An 18,854-nucleotide genomic window follows, 5' to 3' on the forward strand; every position below is an offset into this window, starting at 1 on the left:
TTCATGTCTGATCACCACGTATATAAAAAGGTGGAAATTGTCGGTTCTTCAAAGAAAGGCATTGAAGACGCCATAGATAATGCGCTTCAGGAGTGCGGAAAAAGCGTCCGCAACATGGAGTGGTTTGAAGTGACCGAAACCCGCGGCCACATCGTTGACGGCAAGGTTGGCCACTATCAGGTTGTGATGAAAGTCGGCTTTCGCATTGCCGACAGCTGAGTTCTTTGCAGGTGGATATCCAGACCGACGTCTGTGAAGGGGGAAGCCTTGCCTGCCCGAAAACCGGACTGAGTCCGGCGAGCAGGCGCGGGCATCAGGCGAAGTTCAGCTGCTTGCGCCATTTGTGCAGCAGGAACTCGGTGTCGTGCTGCCAGGGGTGGAAGTCTGGTTTGAAGTAATCCAGGTACTCCGGAATGATCGCGGTGAACATGCCCTTGCGGCCCCACACACGGTTCAGACCTTTGGCCCAGGACTTCAGATTCAGTAACTGCTTGTCTTCGCGCATCAGCTCAAAAATGAACGAGTGGATGGCTACCATGATCAGCGTTGTGATCAACGCCATGACACCCATGCGGATGGCGTAGTCCACTACGGTCTTATCGTAGAGTTGTTCATAGGTGTCGAAGGCCACCGCTTTGTGTTCGTTCTCTTCGACACAGTGCCAGGCCCACAGGGTTCGCATGGACGGGTCGATGGCATTCACCAGGTCTTCGCGCTTCAGCAGCTGCGCTGAGAGGATGCCGGTGAAGTGCTCCAGGGCAACGGTAGCAGCCAGATGCACCCGCTTGTTGTTGAGCAGCGGCAGGTCTTTCGCGGACAGGAAGCCTCGGGTCCAGCCTTCCAGTTTCTTGATATCGAAACCCTGATTGATGGCACCCTCGTTGAAGTGGCCATGCTCCTTCGCGTGCATGGCCTCCTGCCCGATAAAGGCGCTGATGTCCTTCTGCAACTGAGGGTCGTTGATCTGGTCACGTACTGCCCGAACACTGTCCACGAAGAAGCGCTCACCGTCTGGGAAAAGTGCGGAGAGGGCGTTGAACAGGTGGGTCAAAAACGGGTCACTGTCGACCCAGTGGCGCGGTACATCCTCAAAACCAAAGTCCTGACGGCGTACCGGAAAAGATGCTGTGACTGCTGACATAGCGACTGCCTCGATTGTGTTTGTCTGACAATCACACATTACGCGCCAAGAGCCGTAAAAGTCCGGTCAGAAAGGGACAGATGCTTATCAATTGGTACGTTGCTGCCCGGAACAGGCGGGATGGGAGAGCCCGGGCAGTCTATTGCCCGGGCAATAGGGGTTACATCAGGTTGTAGATAAACACGATGGCAACGGCCACCGGGGTAACAAACCGCACGGTGATAAACCACAGGTTGAACATGGTCGGTGACAACGACAGTTCGTTCTCCATGGCCTGGCGGGACATCACCCAGCCGGCAAACAGTGCGACCAGCAGGCCACCCAGCGGTAACAGGATGTTGGCGGTGAAGAAGTCGAGCAGGTCGAAGATGGTTTTGCCCTCCAGCATGGGAATGAAGCCCAGCGGGGCAACGTCCGCCCACAGGTTCAGTGACAGCACGGAGGCAATGCCCAGGGCCCAGCACACGCCACCTGCGGCGATGGTGCTGATGGTCCGGTTCATGCCTTTCTGCTCTTCCAGCCATTCCACGATGGGCTCCAGCAGGGAGATGCCGGAGGTCCAGGCGGCGAAGATCAGCAACACGAAGAACAGGGTGCCGAACAGTGTACCCATGGGCATCTGGCCGAACGCGAGGGGCAGTGTCTGGAAAATCAGGCCGGGGCCGGCACCGGGTTCGAGGCCGTTGGCAAAGACAATGGGAAAGATCGCCAGCCCTGCCAGCAGTGCTACGCCGGTGTCGATGACTGACACCGTGATGGAGGTCTTGGCGATGGAGATTTTCTTCGGCAGATAAGAGCCATAGGCCATCATCACCGCCATGCCCAAACTCAGGGTAAAGAAGGCATGGCCAAGGGCGACCAGGACGCCTGAGGTGGTGAGTTTGGAAAAGTCGGGCTGGAACAGGAACGCTGCGGCCTGGCCGAAGTGGCCGGTGGTCATCGCGTAGCCGACCACCAGCAGCAACAATACGAACAGCGCTGGCATCAGGATACTGACGGCCCGCTCAAGGCCGGAGCGGACACCCCGGGCGACGACCACCATGACCAGGGCCATAAACACCGTGTGCCAAAGCAGCAGGGTGGACGGATTGCTTAGCAAGCCGGAGAAAATGGCTCCCACAGCTTCGGCGGATTGCCCGGCCAGCTGCCCGCTGGCGGTTGTGCCCACGTAGGATATTGCCCAACCACCAATCACCGAGTAGAACGACAGTATTAAAAAGCCAGCAAGAACGCCGATGGCGCCTACCAGTTTCCAGGCTGGTTTAAGTCTGTCCCGTTCGGTAATCAGTCGGATGCTGTTGACCGGGCTGCGACCACCCCGGCGGCCGATCATGACTTCGGCCATCATGATGGGAATGCCGACAACGGCGATGCACAGCAGGTACACCAGTACAAAGGCGCCGCCACCATTTTCGCCGGTAACGTAGGGGAATTTCCAGATATTGCCAAGCCCGACGGCGGAGCCGGTGGCAGCCAGAATAAAGGCGAACCGTGAGGACCATAGCCCTCGTTTTGCATTGGAGCCCTCAAGGGCATCCGAATAGGAGGCGGAGCCGGATGAAGTGACAGACATAGTGATCTCCCGAAGGTGTTGTTTTTGTTTCAGGGGTTAAAAGGGGAGCCGCAGAACCCTGCGGCCCCCAAGGGGAAGCACCGGTGTCAGGTCACCCGGCGCAAGCCAGCCGCCTGGGCGCCAGCCCAGCACCCGCGGCGTGCTTTCGGAAGCGCTCTTCTGCCAGTTCATTGGCGATCTCACCGGTGGGGAGCCCGGTGCGATCAGAGCGCTGGAATATTTCCGACAGGGTGTCACCGATGGTGTCTACGTGGGCGCGGATTTGCTCGGGTGAGCCTCCGGTGCGTTCGTAGAATACATCGATGATCCCGCCGGCGTTGATGGCGAAATCCGGAGCGTAGAGGATGCCCCGGTGTTTGAGGGCCGCATCATGTTCGGGGCGGTCCAGGAGATTGTTCGCGGCGCCGGCAACGATGGCCGCCCGGATGGCCGGAATGCTCTGGTCGTTCAGCACTGCACCCATGGCGCAGGGGGCTACAACATCCACCGGCAGGCTCAGGATGTCATCGGAGCCAACGGGCGTTGCACCAAACTCGTCCACTGCGCGCTTGAGGTTATCGGCGTGAATGTCGGTGACCCACAGTTCTGCACCGGCCTCTTTCAGGTAGCGGGCCAGGCGGAAGCCAACATTGCCAATGCCCTGGATGGCCACCTTCAGGCCGGTCAGATTATCCGTGCCGAGCTTGTGCTTTACGGCTGCTTTAAGGCCAATAAAGGTGCCGTAGGCGGTTACCGGCGAAGGGTCGCCCGTGCTGGGCTGGCCGTCAAACCCGGTGCGGGTGGTTACGCCGGCCACGTGCCGGGTATGGCGGCCCATCACTTTCAGGTCTGGCACGCTGGTGCCGGAGTCTTCCGCGGCGATGTACTGGCCGCCGAGGCTTTCCAGGTGCCTGCCCATGGCTTCGAGCAGGGCTTCGGTCTTGTGCTTTCGCGGGTCGCCGATGATGACCGACTTGCCGCCGCCCAGGTCGAGATTGGCCAGGGCCGATTTATAGGTCATCCCCCGGGACAGTCGCAACACGTCCCGCAACGCTTCCTCATCGCTTGCGTAGGGGAACATTCGGCAACCGCCGAGTGCTGCACCCCGTGACGTATTGTGGATGGCAACGATGCCCTTCAGGCCGGTTTCGGCGTCGCAGACAAAAGACAGGTGTTCGTGGTGATCGAACTCCGGATGGCTGAATACGTTCATGGCGTTTCACCTCTGTTCCGTGGCCGGCCGCTACCCTTGTGGGGCCTGCGCCGGCTGTTTTTGTTTTAGACCGCCGCGTTGGCGATTTGTTGGTGTGCCCGTTCACCGGGGTTCAGTTCAGCCCGGTACTGCGCCCGTTCTTTTCGGGAGGCATGATAGGCCGCTTCTTTGACCGGGCCGTAACCGCGGACCTTCGCGGGCAGGCTGGCCAGGTTTCGCGCGGCATCGGCGTGGTCTTTGCTCAGGTGTTTGAGCAGGAACGCCACATCGGCCTCATATTCCCGGATGATCTTGCGCTCCAGGCGGCGGTCCGCGGTGTATCCGAAAGGGTCCAGGGGCGTGCCTCGCAGGCTTCGGGCTTTCGCCAGCCAGGCGAACACGGTTTCCATCCAGGGACCAAAGGTGTGTTTCTTCGGGCGTTCGCCATTTTTGCTCCGGCTGAGCAGGGGCGGTGCCAGATTGAATTCCAGCTCAATGTCGCCCTCGAACTGCTCCTCCAGCTGCTTGCGCAGGCTGCCATTGCTGAACAGTCGCGCCACTTCGTACTCGTCTTTGTAGGCCAGTACCTTGGCGTAGTTGTCGGCGATGGCCCGGAACAGCAGTGGGTCCCGGCCAAGTTTCTGGGAGATGGTGTGTTCCGCCTGGCGCACCAGCCTTTCATAACGCTTGGCCAGGGCAGTGTTCTGGTACTCGCTCAGGTGTTCCATGTTGCGTTTGATCAGTTGATCCGTGGTTTCCATCACCTGCACAGGTGTGCCTTTGGGTTTCGGGAACGCCAGGGCCATCACCCGCTCCAGATCATGGGCAGCCCGGCGGCCCCACAGAAAGGCCTTTTTGTTTTTGTCGACCGCCACGTTGTTAAGCTCAATGGCCCGCTCTATGGCTGCGGCACTGAGCGGCAGCAACCCCTGTTGCCAGGCGAAGCCGACGGTGAACAGGTTGACCGCCATGCCGTCACCCATTAGAGCTTTGGCAAGGTCGCCGGCATTGAGGAACCAGCTGCCATCGGGCCGGCAGGCTTCCTTGACGGTCTGCTCCATGGATTCACCGGGGAACTGGATGTCCGGGTCTCGGGTAAAGGCGGCGGGCATGGCCTGCTCGGTATTGACCACCGCCCGTGAGAAACGATTATCCAGTTTGGCCAGGGCATCGTCGGTGGCGGCGACCATCAGATCAAAGGCAATCATCAGGTCGGCCTCGCCGGCGGGAATCCGCACGGCATGGATGTTATCTTGCCGGTCACTGATGCGGATATGGCTGACGACAGCGCCGAACTTCTGGGCCAGGCCAGCCTGGTCCAGCACTGAGACGCCTTTGCCCTCAAGGTGGGCTGCCATGCCCAGCAGGGCACTGACGGTCACCACGCCGGTGCCGCCGACGCCGGTCAGCAGAATACCGTAAGGATTATTGCCGGTGACCGGCGTGGGTTCCGGAAGCTCAGGGAAGTCCACGTCTGAGCTGACGCCGGCTGGCTTCTTCAGTTTGCCGCCTTTGACGGTGACAAAGCTCGGGCAGAAACCGCGCACGCAGGAGAAGTCCTTGTTGCAGGAGGACTGGTCAATGGTGCGTTTGCGCCCGGCGTCTGTGTCTTTAGGCAGAATCGACAGGCAGTTGGACTGGATACCGCAATCACCGCAGCCTTCGCACACGTCCGAGTGAATCATCACGCGCTGGTTTGGGTCTTCCATGGTGCCGCGCTTGCGGCGTCGGCGCTTTTCGGCCGCGCAGGTCTGGTCATAGATGATCACCGAACAGCCTTCGATCTCACGCATTTCCCGTTGCAGGGCGTCCAGGTCGTCCCGGTGATGGAAGGTGGTGCGGTCCGCGAAATCGGCCCGCGACGGGTATTTGTCGATATCGTCGCTGACCACCGCGATACGTCGCACGCCCTCACCATACAGCTGATGGCTGATCTGCTGCACCGTCAGGGTGCCATCCACCGGCTGGCCGCCGGTCATGGCCACGGCGTCGTTGTAGAGAATCTTGTAGGTGATGTTGGCACCGGAAGCGATGGCCGCGCGAATGGCCAGTACGCCTGAGTGAAAGTAGGTGCCGTCGCCCAGATTCTGGAACACGTGTTTCTGGTTGGTAAACGGTGCCTGGCCAAGCCAGGTGACGCCTTCACCACCCATCTGCGTGAAGGTGTCGGTACCCCGTTCCATCCAGGTCGCCATGTAGTGACAGCCAATGCCGCCGAGGGCGCGGCTTCCTTCCGGTACCTGGGTGGAGGTGTTGTGGGGGCAGCCAGAGCAGAAGTGCGGAGTCCGCTCCAGTCGCTCCCGGGGTTGCGCCAGACTGTTTTCTTTTTCGGTCAGGAAACCGAGACGCTGTTGCAGTTTATCGTTGCAATAACGGCCATCCAGGCGAGAGGCGATGGCCCGTGCCACCATGGCCGGTGTCAGTTCGGCGATGGTTGGTAGCAGGTCGTTACCCTGGTCGTCCCGCTTGCCGATGACATTGGGGCGTCGGCCATCCTGCCAGGTGTAAAGCTGGGTCTTGATCTGTTCTTCAATCAGTCCCCGTTTTTCCTCGACCACCAGAATTTCCTCCAGCCCCGAGGCAAACTCAAACATGCCCTCGGGTTCCAGAGGCCAGGGCATGGCGACCTTGTAAACCGCCAGCCCGATGGCTTCACGCTCCTCATCGCCCAAGCCGAGGTCTGCCAGCGCCTGGATCACATCCAGGTAGGCTTTGCCGGTGGTGACGATACCCAGCCGGGGCTGTTTAACCGAAAGCACCGTGCGGTCCAGGCGGTTGGCCCGGCAAAAGGCCTTGGCGGCTTCCAGCTTGTGCCGGTGCAGGCGCTCCTCCTGCGCCATAGGTTTGTCTGGCCAGCGGGAGTTCAGGCCACCTTCCGGCATGGGAAACTGTGTAGGAATGCGGATGTTGATTCGGCTGAGATCCAGGTTGGCCGAAATGGACGAATCCATGTTTTCGGCCAGGGCTTTGAAGCCAATCCAGCAGCCACTAAACCGCGACATGGCCCAGCCGTATAGACCCAGGTCCAGGATGTCCTGAATGCCGGCGGGGTTGAGCACGGGCATACCCGCATCCAGGAATGCATAATCACTTTGATGGGGCAGGGTGGAGGACTTGCAGGCGTGGTCGTCGCCCGCAACCGCCAATACGCCACCAAACCGCGAAGTGCCCGCCGCGTTAGCGTGCTTGAACACATCACCGGTGCGGTCCACGCCCGGGCCTTTGCCATACCAGAGTGCAAACACGCCGTCGTAACGGGCACCTTCAAAGATGTTGACCTGCTGGCTGCCCCAGACAGCGGTGGCGCCAAGGTCTTCATTCACGCCGGGTAGAAAATGGATATTATTTTCTTTGAGATGGTCCCGGGCTTTCCACAGAACCTTGTCAAAACCGCCGAGGGGAGATCCGCGATAGCCAGAGATAAAGCCTGCGGTGTTCAGGTTGTTCTTGCGGTCGAGTTGGGCTTGGAGCAGGGGAAGTCTCGCCAGGGCCTGGCTGCCGTTCATGTAGACCGAACCGGCATCTTTTTCCCAGACATCGTCAAGGCTGACGGGACGCAGCCCCTTTGGGGAGCGTAAAAGATCAGACATGTTGAAATCCTCTCCCACCTGGCCGGATCGCGGCGGTAGGTTTGTCTTGTTTTTGTAATCCCGGCTTTTGGCCGGATGTTCGATTTCATCAGTCCTGCCCGGTGGATTGGCCGGGTTGCCCTTTTGGGGCTGGACGAAAAACAAACTAGAATAAGTTTACGTTCACGTCAACAAGGGCGGGGCGACCGAGTTCGCAAAAGTGTGATTTGTTCATATAACTGATTGAGCAAAATAGGAAAAATAATTCCGGGCTAGCGGTTATTACCTATTCGCGTTTTGGCGGTTCCGGCTTAGTTTCTCGTAATGTCTGCCAGTTTATATCCTTACCAATTTCAGCCGCACAGGGTGCGAGCTGAGTTTTTTCGTTTACTTCCCATCTCATTGTTCGTGGTGGCGTTTGGTGCTGCCTTTGGCCTGGCGGCCATCCAGAAGGGCTTGTCGCCGCTTGAATGCATCCTGATGAGCACCACCGTGTTCGCCGGTGCGTCCCAGTTCGCCGCGGTGGACATGTGGGGCACCGAAGTCTCGGTGCTGCCAATGATTGCCGTGGTGTTTGCCATCAACTCCCGGCACCTGCTGATGGGCGCTTCTTTGTACCCCATGCTCAGAGACGTCTCGCCGGGCAAGCGCTACGGACTATTGCTGTTGCTGACAGACGCCAACTGGGCGGTCTCGGCGCAGGAGTATCAGAGTGGTCGGCGCAATCTTGAGGTGATCCTGGGTGGTGGGCTGGTGCTTTGGCTGGCCTGGATGATCGGTACCGGGTTGGGTGTGTACTTCGGTGGCCTGTTACAGAACCCCAGAGCACTGGGCCTGGATATGGTACTGGGCTGCTTTCTGTTGGCCATGGCCCTCGGTGGCAAGAAATCGCCGCGTATTCTCGTGGCTTGGCTGGTGGCAGGTGCTGCTTCGCTGGCGGCGTGGAAATGGCTGCCGCCCAATATGCACGTTGTGGTGGGTGCACTGGCTGGTGGTGTGATCGGACTGTTCTGGCTGGAACCCGGAGCCCAGAGCCGGGAAGATAACCTGGAGGTCCGGCATGGCGATTGAAACCACAACCCTGGGTGTTCTGGCGTTGATCGCCATCATGGCAGTGGTGACCCTCGTAACCCGCTTCGGCGGGGTGTTCATCATGTCGTTCCTGCGCATCAGCCCGCGGGTTGAGAGTTTCATCAACACCATGGCGAGCTCGGTGCTGATTGCCATTATTGTGCCCATGGCGGTGGCTGGCGATCTGGGTGCCCTGGCTGCGCTAGTGACCACCGGCGTTGCCATGCTGGCCATCCGCAAACCTCTGCCGGCCATTACCCTGGGCCTTCTGGCCGCCGCGTTGGTGCGGTATCTCAACTAAGTCTCTGATTTTGTCTGGTTAAAAACTGCTCAAGTTTTTTGGTGTGGTGCCGATACCCTGACAGGTCAGTTGAGGTACGAACACCATGATTTCATCCAGTCAGATTTCCCTGTTTCAGAACAGCACCCGCCAGGTGCAGGCTATGGACAGTAGCCAGTTGCGCATTACCCAGCAGAACGCGGGTTTGCCTCAACAGGGATTGCAGGCCGGCGCTACCGAGTTGTCTTTGTTCCGGCAGGCGGCCTACCGCTATAGCAGCCAGGAACAGCTTGCGTTCAGCAGTGCCAGCCAGGTCAATGGGGACAATCGCACAGCCTCGTTCACCAGTGCCGAGCGGATTGAAAAATCCGCCGACCTGTTCCTGCTCGGCCAGCAGGCCCTGACCGTGAGCCGGGCTGCGCTGGGTGGCGAGGCTGTGGGTGAATCCCAGGGCAGCCTGTCTGTGACCGCTGGCCGCTACATGTTCTATTCGGAAAGCGAGAGTCGCAGCTTTGCCTCCACCGGCAGCATTACCCTGCAGAATGGCGAAACCATCGACTTCACGCTGTCGCTGCGCCAGTCACAGTCACGCACCTACGAATACTCCGAACTGATCCAGATCCAGGAACGCCCGCTGACTGACCCACTGGTGATCAACTTCGGTGCCTCCACCGCGCGGCTGACCGATACCCTGTTCGAATTCGACATGAATGGTGACGGCCAGACCAGCCAGTTCGCCAGCCTGGGTGCGGGCAGTGGCTACCTGGTGTTCGACCGCAACGGTAATGGCAAAGTGGACGACGGCTCCGAACTGTTCGGCCCCCAAACCGGCTCCGGTTTCGGCGAGCTGGCCAAATATGACGACGACGGCAACCGCTGGATCGATGCTAACGACGAAGTGTTCAAATCCCTGTCGGTCTGGGTACAAACCGCCGACGGCGGCGGTGCCTTGCGGTCACTGGAGGAGGTGGGCGTCCAGGCTCTTTACGTTGGCAGCGTAGAGGATCAGTTTACCTTGACCAACCCGCAGGGCGTTCCCCTGGGCCAGATCAAGGCTTCCGGCATTTACCTGACCACAGATGGTGAGGTGCGTACCCTGGAGGAGCTGGATATGGCGGAGCAGAACACTGAGTCCGCGCCGGCGGAGAGCACCTTCCTTGGTGTGCGCGGTGGTAATGAAGCCGCCAACGGAAACGGAAACGGGAACTCTAACGGTAATGGTCCGGTAAATGCCCGCATTGAAGCCATCCAGAACGCTCTGGAAAAGCTAAATGAAATTCGCAAGAAGCAGCAGGACTTTATCGAGGCTTCCAAGGATCAGGGCAAAAAGAAATCACCGCTGGATGACTATCTGAAGTTGATCGACCGGCTACGCCTGGAATTGTTGAATTCTCAGGATGAGAAAAAACAGGCGGCCAGTCGGTATTTGGAGTTCGCAAAACTCTAGGTCCAACACCGATGGAGGTCGGGGAGCGGGTAAGCCTCACAAAACTGTGCGGAGCCAGGGATGGCGGAGCCCAAGCGCCACATGGATGTGCCGAAGGAGCGTGTTTTGGGAGGCTTACCCGCTCCCCGGCCGTGTTCAAACTCAGTGAGTTGAGTCTGGCATGGGGTTGGTATTACGCAGAGCCAGCTCACCAATCCCAGGTAACTTGATCCCCAGCGCCAAGGGATTAACACCCAGCGACAATCCCAGAATATTCAGCTCCACGCCTTCCCGAGCACCCGCCAGGACACCAACATAGCCTCCCAGCGAGAGCTGATAACCGGCACCGCCGGGCGTTGCTGCCCCCACACGACTACCAAGGTAATCCTTGCCGATGGCGTGGTTGGGTAACGCCACGTTCAGCCCCGGTGTTTCCCGGATCACCCAGGCCACGAAGGTGTTGCTGTTGGGGCCGGGCCAGGCCTCGTATTCGTTAATGTACGGGTATGACTGCACCGCCTCGTAGATGTCGGGAATCAGTGCCTTGGCCTCATCGCCCCGGATATCGGCATACAACTCTGGCCGGGCGCCGAACCAGTGGCGATCTGGATCGTCCGGGCGGGAGCTGACTACGTGCTGGCGCCAGCCAATGACCTCGTGCACCTTGTAGTGATCGGCGCCTTCCTCTTTGGTGGCCACCCAGGTGTGTACCGCGAAATAGCCGCGCCAGCTCCAGGCCCGGGCGCCGTATACCTGAACGATGGCTTCGTGAGTGTCTACCGCCGCCGGTGCTATACCAGCGCTGTCACGGCTGGCGGTTTGCCAGGCATTTCGTTCTGGCTGGGTGCCGGTGGCTGCCAGCAGGAGGGGGCCGGAAAACAGCAACAGCAGTGCGCCCAGAAACCAGCCAGAGTACTTCAATAGTCGTGTCATTGGCGTGTCCGTCTTGGGGAGGTTTCACAGACTGTACCCGGGCAAATAAGTTCCGGATCACCCTTGGTCAAAGCAATATAACCCGGGTCGCACTCTATGAGTTACGGATACTTCTTTCGCGGATGGTTGATGCGAGCTGGTTGATCAGGTCCCGAGCATCGCCTTCGTGCAGGCTGTGGCATTTGTCCTGCAACACCCGTCGGTCATGGCTGGACGAGGTGTTGGAGACATCTTTCAGCAGGTCAAGATGCTGGCAGGCTGCCAGGTGTGCCTTGATTTCGGTATCAATCAGTCGGGTGGCGAGCCCGTCGACCACGTCGCTGCAGAATGGGCGATTTCTGTTCAGAAGATTCCGGGCTTCGAGGGCCGCATGGCGGGCTTCCAGTCTCAATTCCCCCGATGCCTCACCGGCTTCAACGGCCCTGAGGAACATGCCCAGGCGCTCGTACAGGTGCCACACCTGTGGCCAGAGTTTGTCATAGGCTTCTTTTTCAGTGCGGTACCGGGCTTCGTCAAACAAAGAGGACATGTGTGGTGATGAACCGGACTCGCCCGTGCGGTTGAACTGCGCTACCCGAAACTCGTCGACCTCCCGCCAGAGGGTGTCGGCCCGCTCACGCAGGGTTGTTAACTCCTCCCGGTGCCGACGCCGGGCGCTGGCGGTAAACAGGATGGAGCCCAAGGCAAGCAGCATGGCTGCAGCCGAGAGCAGTAACGGCAGATGATCTGATGAGAGAAAAGTGCCCAGTTGGCCAGTGTCCATGGCGTTCGACCTCCGTCGAATTCCCGTACTGAGGTTACAGTATAGAGGCTAATCCGGCTCCTGCTGTCGGAATGGCAGGGCGGATTGCGCGTCGTTAAAGTAACTTATCACATGCTCTGCTTCTTCGTGTGTGAAGCTTTGGATAGCCTCCCGAAACCCCGGGTGCAAGATACCGTGCCAGGAATGGGTGACGGTGGGTTCAAAGCCCCGTACCAGTTTGTGTTCCCCCTGTGCGCCCGCGTCAAAGTGCTGGAGCCCGAGTTTCAGGGCCAGTTCAATGCCCTGGTAGTAGCAGGTTTCGAAATGCAGGTGGTTGTATTCTTCCAGGCAGCCCCAGTAACGACCATACAGGGTGGTGTTGCTGGCCAGGAACAGGGCGCCGGCAATCAGCCGGCCTTCGCGAACCGCCATGATCAGGTGCAGTTGCTCTGGCATGGTCTCCCGCAATTGCTCGAAGAACAGCTTGTTCAGGTAGGGTGGGCGGCCGCGCTTGAGGTAGGTGGCCTGGTAGAACACGTAGAAGGACGACAGTACCTGATCTGAGATATCCCGCCCCTGAAAATGCTGGAAGTGGATGCCCTGTTCGGCCACTTGCCGGCGTTCCTTGCGAATGGATTTGCGCTTGCGGGAGGTGAGCGCCGCCAGGAAATCGTCAAATCCTTCATAGCCGTGGTTGTGCCAGTGAAACTGGCAACCGATGCGGTGCAGTTCGCCCTCATGCTGAAGCAGCGCCTGGTCGGCAGTGTTCGGGAACAGCAGATGCCAGGAGTGCGCCCCAATCTGTTTGGTCAGGTCGGTCAGAAGCGAGTCAAGCAGTGCCGGTGTGAGCTGTTCGCGGAAGCCGTCATCCAACAAAAACCTGCGGCCTTGCGAGGGGGTGAACGGCACAGCGATCAGGAGTTTGGGATAATAGGGCAGGTTATAGCGTTGATAGGCTTCCGCCCAACTGAAGTCGAAAACATATTCGCCCATGGAGTGGCTTTTCAGGTAGGCCGGGGCGAGGCCACAAATTTTACCGTCAACGCGAAATACCAGATGGCTGGGTGTCCAGCCGGTTTCGGTGCGGGTGCAGCCTGAGCGTTCCAGTGCCTGAAAGAATTCATGGCGCAGGAAGGGGTTGTCGCACCCGGCCAGCCGTTGCCAGTCCCGCTCCGGGATATCGGCAATGCTGGCGCAGGTGCTTAGTGTGATTTCAGGAACAGCGGGTTCGGTCATGGGGTCGGATCAAGCCTGGTTCGGTGACCTTATACCATACGACAGAACCCGGCTGGTGATCACTCCCCTGTGTTGGCGCAGTGCTTTTCCATTTTTTCCTGCCAGTTACCACGGCGATTCTGATGCTTTTCCTGGCGTTCCTGGTGGATTTCGTCCCAGATCTGACGCTGTTCTTCGTTCAGTTTCAGGCGGTCGGCCATGTCTGCTCGGTGCTCCTGCATCTTTTGCTGGCGCATTTCTCGCTTTTCCTGGTACTTCTCCCGCATTTCTTCACTGAATGGGCCTTTGCCCTCGCGGAAGTTTTCACACATTTCCTGTTTGTCCCACTTTCCGGCTTTGTGCTTGTTGCCATGATGGTCCGCCATGGCAGCCGGGCTGGCGGCAAACAGTGCGGCCATCAGCACACCGGCAGTGAGCAAAGATGATTTTGCGTTCATAACGATTATCTCTGGGGTTTTGCCTGTCAGGCGTTATCGGATGATTGCCATGGTACGCCGTGTTAAGTCAGATGGTGTCAGGGTGTTGTAAAGGTTCGGTAAAGAAAAAACGTGGTAGATCAGAACCCTCTGGCGGCCGTGCTAGACTGTGGCCGTGTAACAGACGAGAGAGCAGCATGCAGAACCGGGTATTGTTGATCGAAGACGATGACGAGCTGAGAGAACTGCTGGCCAGATACCTGACCAATCAGGGATTCACGGTACGGGAAGCGTCCAATGGCCGGGATGGCCTGGCCCTGGCGTTGGGGCAGGATTGCGATATTGTGGTTCTGGATATCATGTTGCCAGACATCAATGGCCTGGATGTGCTGCGCGAACTTCGTGGGCAAACCCACCTGCCGGTGATTCTGCTGACCGCCCGGGGCGACGAGACCGACCGTATTGTCGGTTTTGAGGTGGGCGCCGATGATTACATCCCGAAACCCTGCAATCCCCGCGAGCTGGTTGCCCGCCTGCAGGCGCTGCTTCGCCGCATCGCCTGGGACCAGAAATCCGACGTGGACGCCAACCGCACCTACGGGGACCTGCGGGTGGAGCCCGGCCAACGGCGAATATATCAGGATGATGCGCCCCTGGAACTGACAGCGACCGAATACGAGGTGCTTCAGGTGTTGCTGGCCCACGCCGGCAGTGTGGTGCGCAAAACCGACCTGATGCAGTGGGCCCTTGGCCGCAGGCTGGAAGCCTACGATCGTACTCTGGACATGCACATCAGCAACCTGCGCAAGAAGCTCGGCAATGATGATCCTCCTCGAATCGAAACCGTACGAGGCCTGGGTTACAGCTACCGGGTGCCTGCTGTATGAAGCGTTTTATGTTCCCCCTGTTCTGGCGAATTTTCCTGTCAATCTGGCTCGCCATGGCGGTCACTGTTGTGGCCAGCAATCTCGCAACCCGGTATCTGCTGGACCGGGAACGCCAGGCCATTGAGCGCCAGGTAGGATTGCATGAGCTGGCCCGGGAAGCCCTGGCCCTGCGCTTGGGAGAAGATCGCGGGGCGATGTGGCGTTTTCTGAGAGCCGAAGGCGAACGCCTTGACCTGCACCTGATGCTGATCGAAAAAGAAGAGGGACATCACCGGTTGCCACGCCAGATTCGGGAACGCATCCAGTCGGGCTGGTATCCCAACAAGCCTGCGGTCATCACTCTGGAAGAAGGCTATCAACTGGTTGCCTGGCCGCGTATGGGCAGTGATGGCTGGCTAGACCCTAAATTCTTCCGCTTTGTCGAGCTTGGACTGGCTTTTGTGCTGATCTCTCTGGCTTGTTGGTGGATTGCCCGATTCGTTTCCAGGCCTTTGCGCCACATGGAGTCGACGGCAAAGGCAATCGCGGATGGCGACACCCAGTTGCGGGTTCCAAACCGGATTGCCCGCCGCCGGGACGAAGTCGGTCAGCTGGCCAGTGCTTTTAACGCCATGACCGATCGGCTGTGTCAGTTACTGGAACGCCAGAACCACCTGCTGCGTGATATTTCCCATGACCTGAGAACGCCGCTGGCGCGACAGAGGGTTGCCATTGAACTTGCCAGTGACGGCGGTGCCGACCCCGCACTCATGGACAGCATCCTGCGCCAGAACGAGCGGCTGGAAACCATGACCGGACAAATTCTGACCCTTTACCGGGTGTCCGAGAACGGTGGCTCGATGGAACGTGAGCCGGTGAAACCTCTGGCGCTGATGAACCGGGTGCTGCGGGATGCGGCCGATTACGCCGAACACCGTGGGGTGGACTGTAAACTCACCGCAGCTGACGACACCAGAGCGGTGTCGGTGCTTGGGGATTCGGGGTTATTGCAGCGAGCTTTGGATAACGTATTACAGAATGCGCTGGACCACACGCCACCGGGGAAATCCGTGCACGCATCATTAGCGTTGGTGGATGGCAGCATACAGCTGGATATTGCCGATGATGGCCCCGGCGCACCAGACGAGTTATTGCAACAGTTGTTCGAGCCGTTTTTCCGGGCTGATAAATCCCGGGGCGGTAAGGGGTGGGGATTGGGGCTGGCCATTGCCCGGGACATTGTCAACGCTCACGATGGCGCAATCTCGGCCCGGAACCGTTCCGAGGGCGGCCTGCAGGTGACCATCCGGCTACCCGTTTTTATCGGTGGTTGACTGCCTTTTGGCAGGTTTTGGCTCACCTTCGGGTTTAAGGCGTTCAGCGGCTGAGAAGTCGATGCCTTCTAGCAGCTCGTCCTCATCAAAGCGAATGCCGCAGGCCGCCTTGCGTATTTTTGCCGGGGCAGCGGTGCCAGGACTGTTTTGATCGTTATCTTCGGAGGTCATAGGTTGCTCCATGAGTAAAGATTACCCTGTACCCTCAGGATACCTTGAGCGAGAAACGGAAGTGAAGAAGAGCCGCTTCATCGCCCGGGTGTATCCGGTAAGCTCCCGTGATGAGGTCAGGGAACACGTTGCCCGTGCCCACCGGGACTACCCGGACGCCCGTCATGTGTGCTGGGCCTACCAGATTGGCCGGCCCGGTTCGGCGGCCGAAGCCGCCATGAATGACGATGGCGAACCCTCTGGTACTGCCGGCAAGCCCATCCTGAACGTGGTCCAGCACAAGGACATGGGGGACGTACTGGTGATCGTTGTCCGCTACTTCGGGGGCATCAAGCTGGGTGCGGGCGGTTTGGTTCGCGCCTACGCCGGCGCGGCAGAGAGCGTGTTATCGGAGGTGGGCCGGACCATACAGCAGATCCGGGTGCAGGCAGAGGTGGTTCTGGGTTTTGCAGACGAACAGCCACTTCGGCACTGGTGTGAAGGCCATGAAGGCCACATTGAATCGATTCAGTACAGTAACCGGGTCAATGCGCTGGTGTCGGTACCTGAAGCCCGTGCGACAGAGTTCGCTGCGTTCTGCGATGCGCAAAAGCTGGATTACCGTTTGGAAACCTGAACCGGGTGGCAAACTGAAAGTGCCCGGTCGGGCGTATACTGGACCATATGAGTGTTTAACGCAGGAGAAGACCATGCGAATGTTTATCATAGCGGTGATGGCCGCATTTATCACCGGCTGCGCCAGCAACGTGGTTACCGACTACAACTCGGCGACAGTGTTCGGAAACTTCACCAGTTGGGCATACGCACCGGGACAACAGGATTCCGGCTTCACGTCGCTGGATGACAGTCGGGTTCGTGCCGCGATAGAGCGCGAAATGACCCGCAAAGCAATGAAGCGGGTTCCTGATACGGAGGCTGACCTGCTGGTTACCTGGCAGATCGTTCCGGAAGAGCGCCTGGAGCAAGTGGGTGTAGGGCTTGGCTTCGGTTTCGGAAGAGGCAACTTTGGCTGGGGCGTATCGGCTCCGCCACCGGTTCGGGAAATCACCGAGGGCAAGCTGGTTGTCGAACTGGCTGATAGACGTTCCTCAGAGGTGGTTTGGCGTGCTGCGAGCCGCCGTTACCTGAACGAAAACCAGTCACCGGAAACCCGGCGCAAGTTGATTGACGAGGTTGTCTCGGAAATGTTTTCCAAATACCCTCCCGGCCTGAACTGATCAACAGGCAGAGGCTGGTGTATGGGAATGAAAAAGCTGGAAGGCGGCCTGGTTTTCTCCACAGAGCAGGGGCGCATGTGCCCGGAGTGTCGGAACCCGGTCGCTGATTGTACCTGCGGGCAGCCGGAACGGCCGTCGGGTGACGGCGTTGTTCGGGTCAGCCGGGAAACCAAAGGGCGAAAAGGTAAGGGGGTCACCCTGATCACTGGTATCCCGATGGATGACAAAGACCTGAAGGCCTACGCCAAAGTGCTAAAAGCCAAATGCGGCACAGGTGGTACAGTGAAGGACGGTGTGGTGGAAATTCAGGGAGACCAACGGGATATTCTCGTGCCCTTGCTTCAGCAGAAAGGATGGACGGTAAAAAAATCCGGAGGCTGAGGTTTCACTACAGACAACGATTCAGAGGAGGCGCGCATGCATGTACTGGTTCTAGGGGCCGGTGTCGTAGGAGTTACCTCGGCCTGGTATCTGCACCAGCAGGGCCATCAGGTAACGGTAGTCGACCGCCAGAGCCAGTCAGGCCTGGAAACCAGTTATGCCAACGGTGGCCAGATTTCTGTGTCTCATGCCGAACCCTGGGCCAATCCCTCGGCGCCTGTCAAGGTACTGAAGTGGCTGTTTCAGCCGGATGCGCCTCTGTTATTCCGCCCCCGACTGGATCCCTACCAATGGCGCTGGGCCTTGTCTTTCCTGACCCAGTGCACCTCAGCCAAGGCAGCCCATAACATTCGCCAGATGGTTAATTTGGGCACCTATAGCCGGGACTGCCTGCAGGCACTGCGCAGAGATGTGGGTATCGAATACGACCACCTCGAGAAAGGTATCCTTCATTTCTACACCAACCCTGCAGAGTTTGATGCGGCCATGGAGCCAGCCCGGATCATGCGTGAGCTTGGCTGTGACCGACAGGTGATCGATGCGGAGCAGGCGGTGCAGATTGAACCAGCATTACAGCCAGTGCGCCATCGAATTGCCGGAGCCACATACACTGCCGATGATGAAAGTGGTGATGCCCGGGCCTTCACCCAGGCGTTGGCAAAGCGTTGTGAGGAGGCCGGCGTAACGTTTGTGTACGGGACCGAGGTGTTGGATTTTGATCGCGCCGGTGACCGTATTCTGGGCGTGCAGGTCGTTAACGAAGGCAAACACCAGATCCTTCGCGCGGACAGCTATGTGCTGAGTCTCGGCAGCTTCAGCGCCATCCTGGCCCGCAAACTGGGGCTATTCCTGAACATCTACCCCGCCAAGGGCTACTCAATCACCGTGCCGGTCAAGAACCCGGACGCGGCGTTCAATGTCAGTTTGACCGATGACGAGTACAAACTGGTCTATTCGCGACTGGGGGACAGGATACGGGTGGCTGGTACGGCTGAACTCAATGGCTATACCCGGGATCTGAACTACACTCGGTGCCGGGCTATCGTGCGAAGATCAGCGGAACTGATGCCGGAAGCCGCATACTGGGACAAGTCCGAGTTCTGGACTGGCCTGCGGCCAGCAACGCCTTCGAACGTGCCCTATATCGGGAAAAGCCATTTTGCCAACCTGTACCTGAACACGGGCCATGGCACCCTGGGCTGGACTCACTCCTGTGGTTCCGCAGCGGCATTGGCAGACGTTGTGGCAGGGCGTAAACCCGAGGTTGACTTCACGTTCTCCGGGCTCTGATCTCCGGGCACAAAAGAGCCGGCGACTGCATGGCAGT

19 protein-coding genes are annotated in these 18,854 nt (G+C 58.9%); 10 read left to right on the plus strand and 9 right to left on the minus strand.

Translation table 11 applies throughout. The features are described 5' to 3' along the window. The first annotated feature begins 3 nt into the window (after window positions 1-3). Window positions 4-219 (plus strand): dodecin, encoded by a 216-nt coding sequence (locus C7H10_RS11100; RefSeq protein WP_106694924.1) that lies wholly within the window; start codon window positions 4-6, stop codon window positions 217-219. Between the two features lie 94 nt (window positions 220-313). Here C7H10_RS11100 and C7H10_RS11105 read toward each other — a convergent pair whose 3' ends face one another. From C7H10_RS11105 to C7H10_RS11120, 4 genes are all read right to left on the minus strand, one after another. Next, window positions 314-1,141 (minus strand): metal-dependent hydrolase, encoded by an 828-nt coding sequence (locus tag C7H10_RS11105; protein ID WP_106694925.1) that lies wholly within the window; start codon window positions 1,139-1,141, stop codon window positions 314-316. A gap of 160 nt (window positions 1,142-1,301) precedes the next feature. Continuing rightward, a complete protein-coding gene (locus C7H10_RS11110; protein ID WP_106694926.1) occupies window positions 1,302-2,714 on the minus strand; it encodes a sodium-dependent transporter in 1,413 nt (470 codons plus the stop codon). Window positions 2,715-2,805: 91 nt separating this feature from the next. Beyond that, a complete protein-coding gene (locus C7H10_RS11115) occupies window positions 2,806-3,906 on the minus strand; it encodes a Leu/Phe/Val dehydrogenase (RefSeq protein ID WP_106694927.1) in 1,101 nt (366 codons plus the stop codon). Window positions 3,907-3,971: 65 nt separating this feature from the next. Beyond that, a complete protein-coding gene (locus tag C7H10_RS11120) occupies window positions 3,972-7,475 on the minus strand; it encodes an indolepyruvate ferredoxin oxidoreductase family protein (protein WP_106695174.1) in 3,504 nt (1,167 codons plus the stop codon). A 303-nt stretch (window positions 7,476-7,778) separates the two neighbouring features. Here C7H10_RS11120 and C7H10_RS11125 point away from each other — a divergent pair, with 303 nt between their 5' ends. The 3 genes from C7H10_RS11125 to C7H10_RS11135 all read left to right on the plus strand — a co-directional run bounded on the left by C7H10_RS11125 (window position 7,779) and on the right by C7H10_RS11135 (window position 10,252). Further along, window positions 7,779-8,525, plus strand: coding sequence for an AzlC family ABC transporter permease (locus C7H10_RS11125; protein WP_106694928.1), 747 nt, complete (start codon window positions 7,779-7,781; stop codon window positions 8,523-8,525). Then, a complete protein-coding gene (locus C7H10_RS11130; protein ID WP_106694929.1) occupies window positions 8,515-8,826 on the plus strand; it encodes an AzlD family protein in 312 nt (103 codons plus the stop codon). Before C7H10_RS11125 ends, C7H10_RS11130 begins: the two co-directional genes overlap by 11 nt. Before the next feature lie 85 nt (window positions 8,827-8,911). After that, entirely contained in the window at window positions 8,912-10,252 is a 1,341-nt protein-coding gene (locus tag C7H10_RS11135; protein WP_106694930.1) for a hypothetical protein, read from the plus strand. Between the two features lie 141 nt (window positions 10,253-10,393). Here C7H10_RS11135 and C7H10_RS11140 read toward each other — a convergent pair whose 3' ends face one another. The 4 genes from C7H10_RS11140 to C7H10_RS11155 form a co-directional block, all read right to left on the minus strand. Beyond that, on the minus strand, window positions 10,394-11,164 hold the full coding sequence (locus C7H10_RS11140; protein ID WP_106694931.1) for a DUF3750 domain-containing protein: 771 nt from the start codon (window positions 11,162-11,164) through the stop codon (window positions 10,394-10,396). Window positions 11,165-11,258: 94 nt separating this feature from the next. After that, complete coding sequence (locus tag C7H10_RS11145; protein WP_106694932.1) at window positions 11,259-11,927, minus strand: hypothetical protein; 669 nt, start codon at window positions 11,925-11,927, stop codon at window positions 11,259-11,261. A 48-nt stretch (window positions 11,928-11,975) separates the two neighbouring features. Then, window positions 11,976-13,142, minus strand: a complete 1,167-nt coding sequence (locus C7H10_RS11150; protein WP_106694933.1) for a GNAT family N-acetyltransferase — start codon at window positions 13,140-13,142, stop codon at window positions 11,976-11,978. 59 nt (window positions 13,143-13,201) lie between these two features. Further along, window positions 13,202-13,579, minus strand: a complete 378-nt coding sequence (locus tag C7H10_RS11155; RefSeq protein WP_106694934.1) for a hypothetical protein — start codon at window positions 13,577-13,579, stop codon at window positions 13,202-13,204. A 176-nt stretch (window positions 13,580-13,755) separates the two neighbouring features. On the opposite strand from C7H10_RS11155, the gene C7H10_RS11160 reads away from it, so the two are divergent. Continuing rightward, on the plus strand, window positions 13,756-14,445 hold the full coding sequence (locus tag C7H10_RS11160) for a response regulator transcription factor (protein ID WP_106694935.1): 690 nt from the start codon (window positions 13,756-13,758) through the stop codon (window positions 14,443-14,445). Further along, the gene (locus C7H10_RS11165) at window positions 14,442-15,758 is read left to right on the plus strand and encodes a sensor histidine kinase (RefSeq protein ID WP_106694936.1); all 1,317 of its coding nucleotides are present in this window, start codon (window positions 14,442-14,444) and stop codon (window positions 15,756-15,758) included. Before C7H10_RS11160 ends, C7H10_RS11165 begins: the two co-directional genes overlap by 4 nt. Here C7H10_RS11165 and C7H10_RS11170 read toward each other — a convergent pair. After that, window positions 15,735-15,929, minus strand: a complete 195-nt coding sequence (locus tag C7H10_RS11170; RefSeq protein ID WP_061333089.1) for a hypothetical protein — start codon at window positions 15,927-15,929, stop codon at window positions 15,735-15,737. The genes C7H10_RS11165 and C7H10_RS11170 overlap by 24 nt on opposite strands. Before the next feature lie 10 nt (window positions 15,930-15,939). On the opposite strand from C7H10_RS11170, the gene C7H10_RS11175 reads away from it, so the two are divergent. The 4 genes from C7H10_RS11175 to C7H10_RS11190 all read left to right on the plus strand — a co-directional run bounded on the left by C7H10_RS11175 (window position 15,940) and on the right by C7H10_RS11190 (window position 18,817). After that, the gene (locus tag C7H10_RS11175; RefSeq protein ID WP_061333090.1) at window positions 15,940-16,545 is read left to right on the plus strand and encodes a YigZ family protein; all 606 of its coding nucleotides are present in this window, start codon (window positions 15,940-15,942) and stop codon (window positions 16,543-16,545) included. Between the two features lie 73 nt (window positions 16,546-16,618). After that, a complete protein-coding gene (locus C7H10_RS11180; RefSeq protein WP_061333091.1) occupies window positions 16,619-17,146 on the plus strand; it encodes a DUF4136 domain-containing protein in 528 nt (175 codons plus the stop codon). A gap of 21 nt (window positions 17,147-17,167) precedes the next feature. Continuing rightward, window positions 17,168-17,527, plus strand: coding sequence for a translation initiation factor Sui1 (locus C7H10_RS11185; protein WP_106694937.1), 360 nt, complete (start codon window positions 17,168-17,170; stop codon window positions 17,525-17,527). Between the two features lie 36 nt (window positions 17,528-17,563). After that, window positions 17,564-18,817 (plus strand): D-amino acid dehydrogenase, encoded by a 1,254-nt coding sequence (locus tag C7H10_RS11190; RefSeq protein WP_106694938.1) that lies wholly within the window; start codon window positions 17,564-17,566, stop codon window positions 18,815-18,817. Window positions 18,818-18,854 lie beyond the last annotated feature (37 nt).

It is taken from the genome of Marinobacter shengliensis, from assembly GCF_003007715.1.
In the GTDB taxonomy this organism is placed as follows: domain Bacteria; phylum Pseudomonadota; class Gammaproteobacteria; order Pseudomonadales; family Oleiphilaceae; genus Marinobacter; species Marinobacter shengliensis.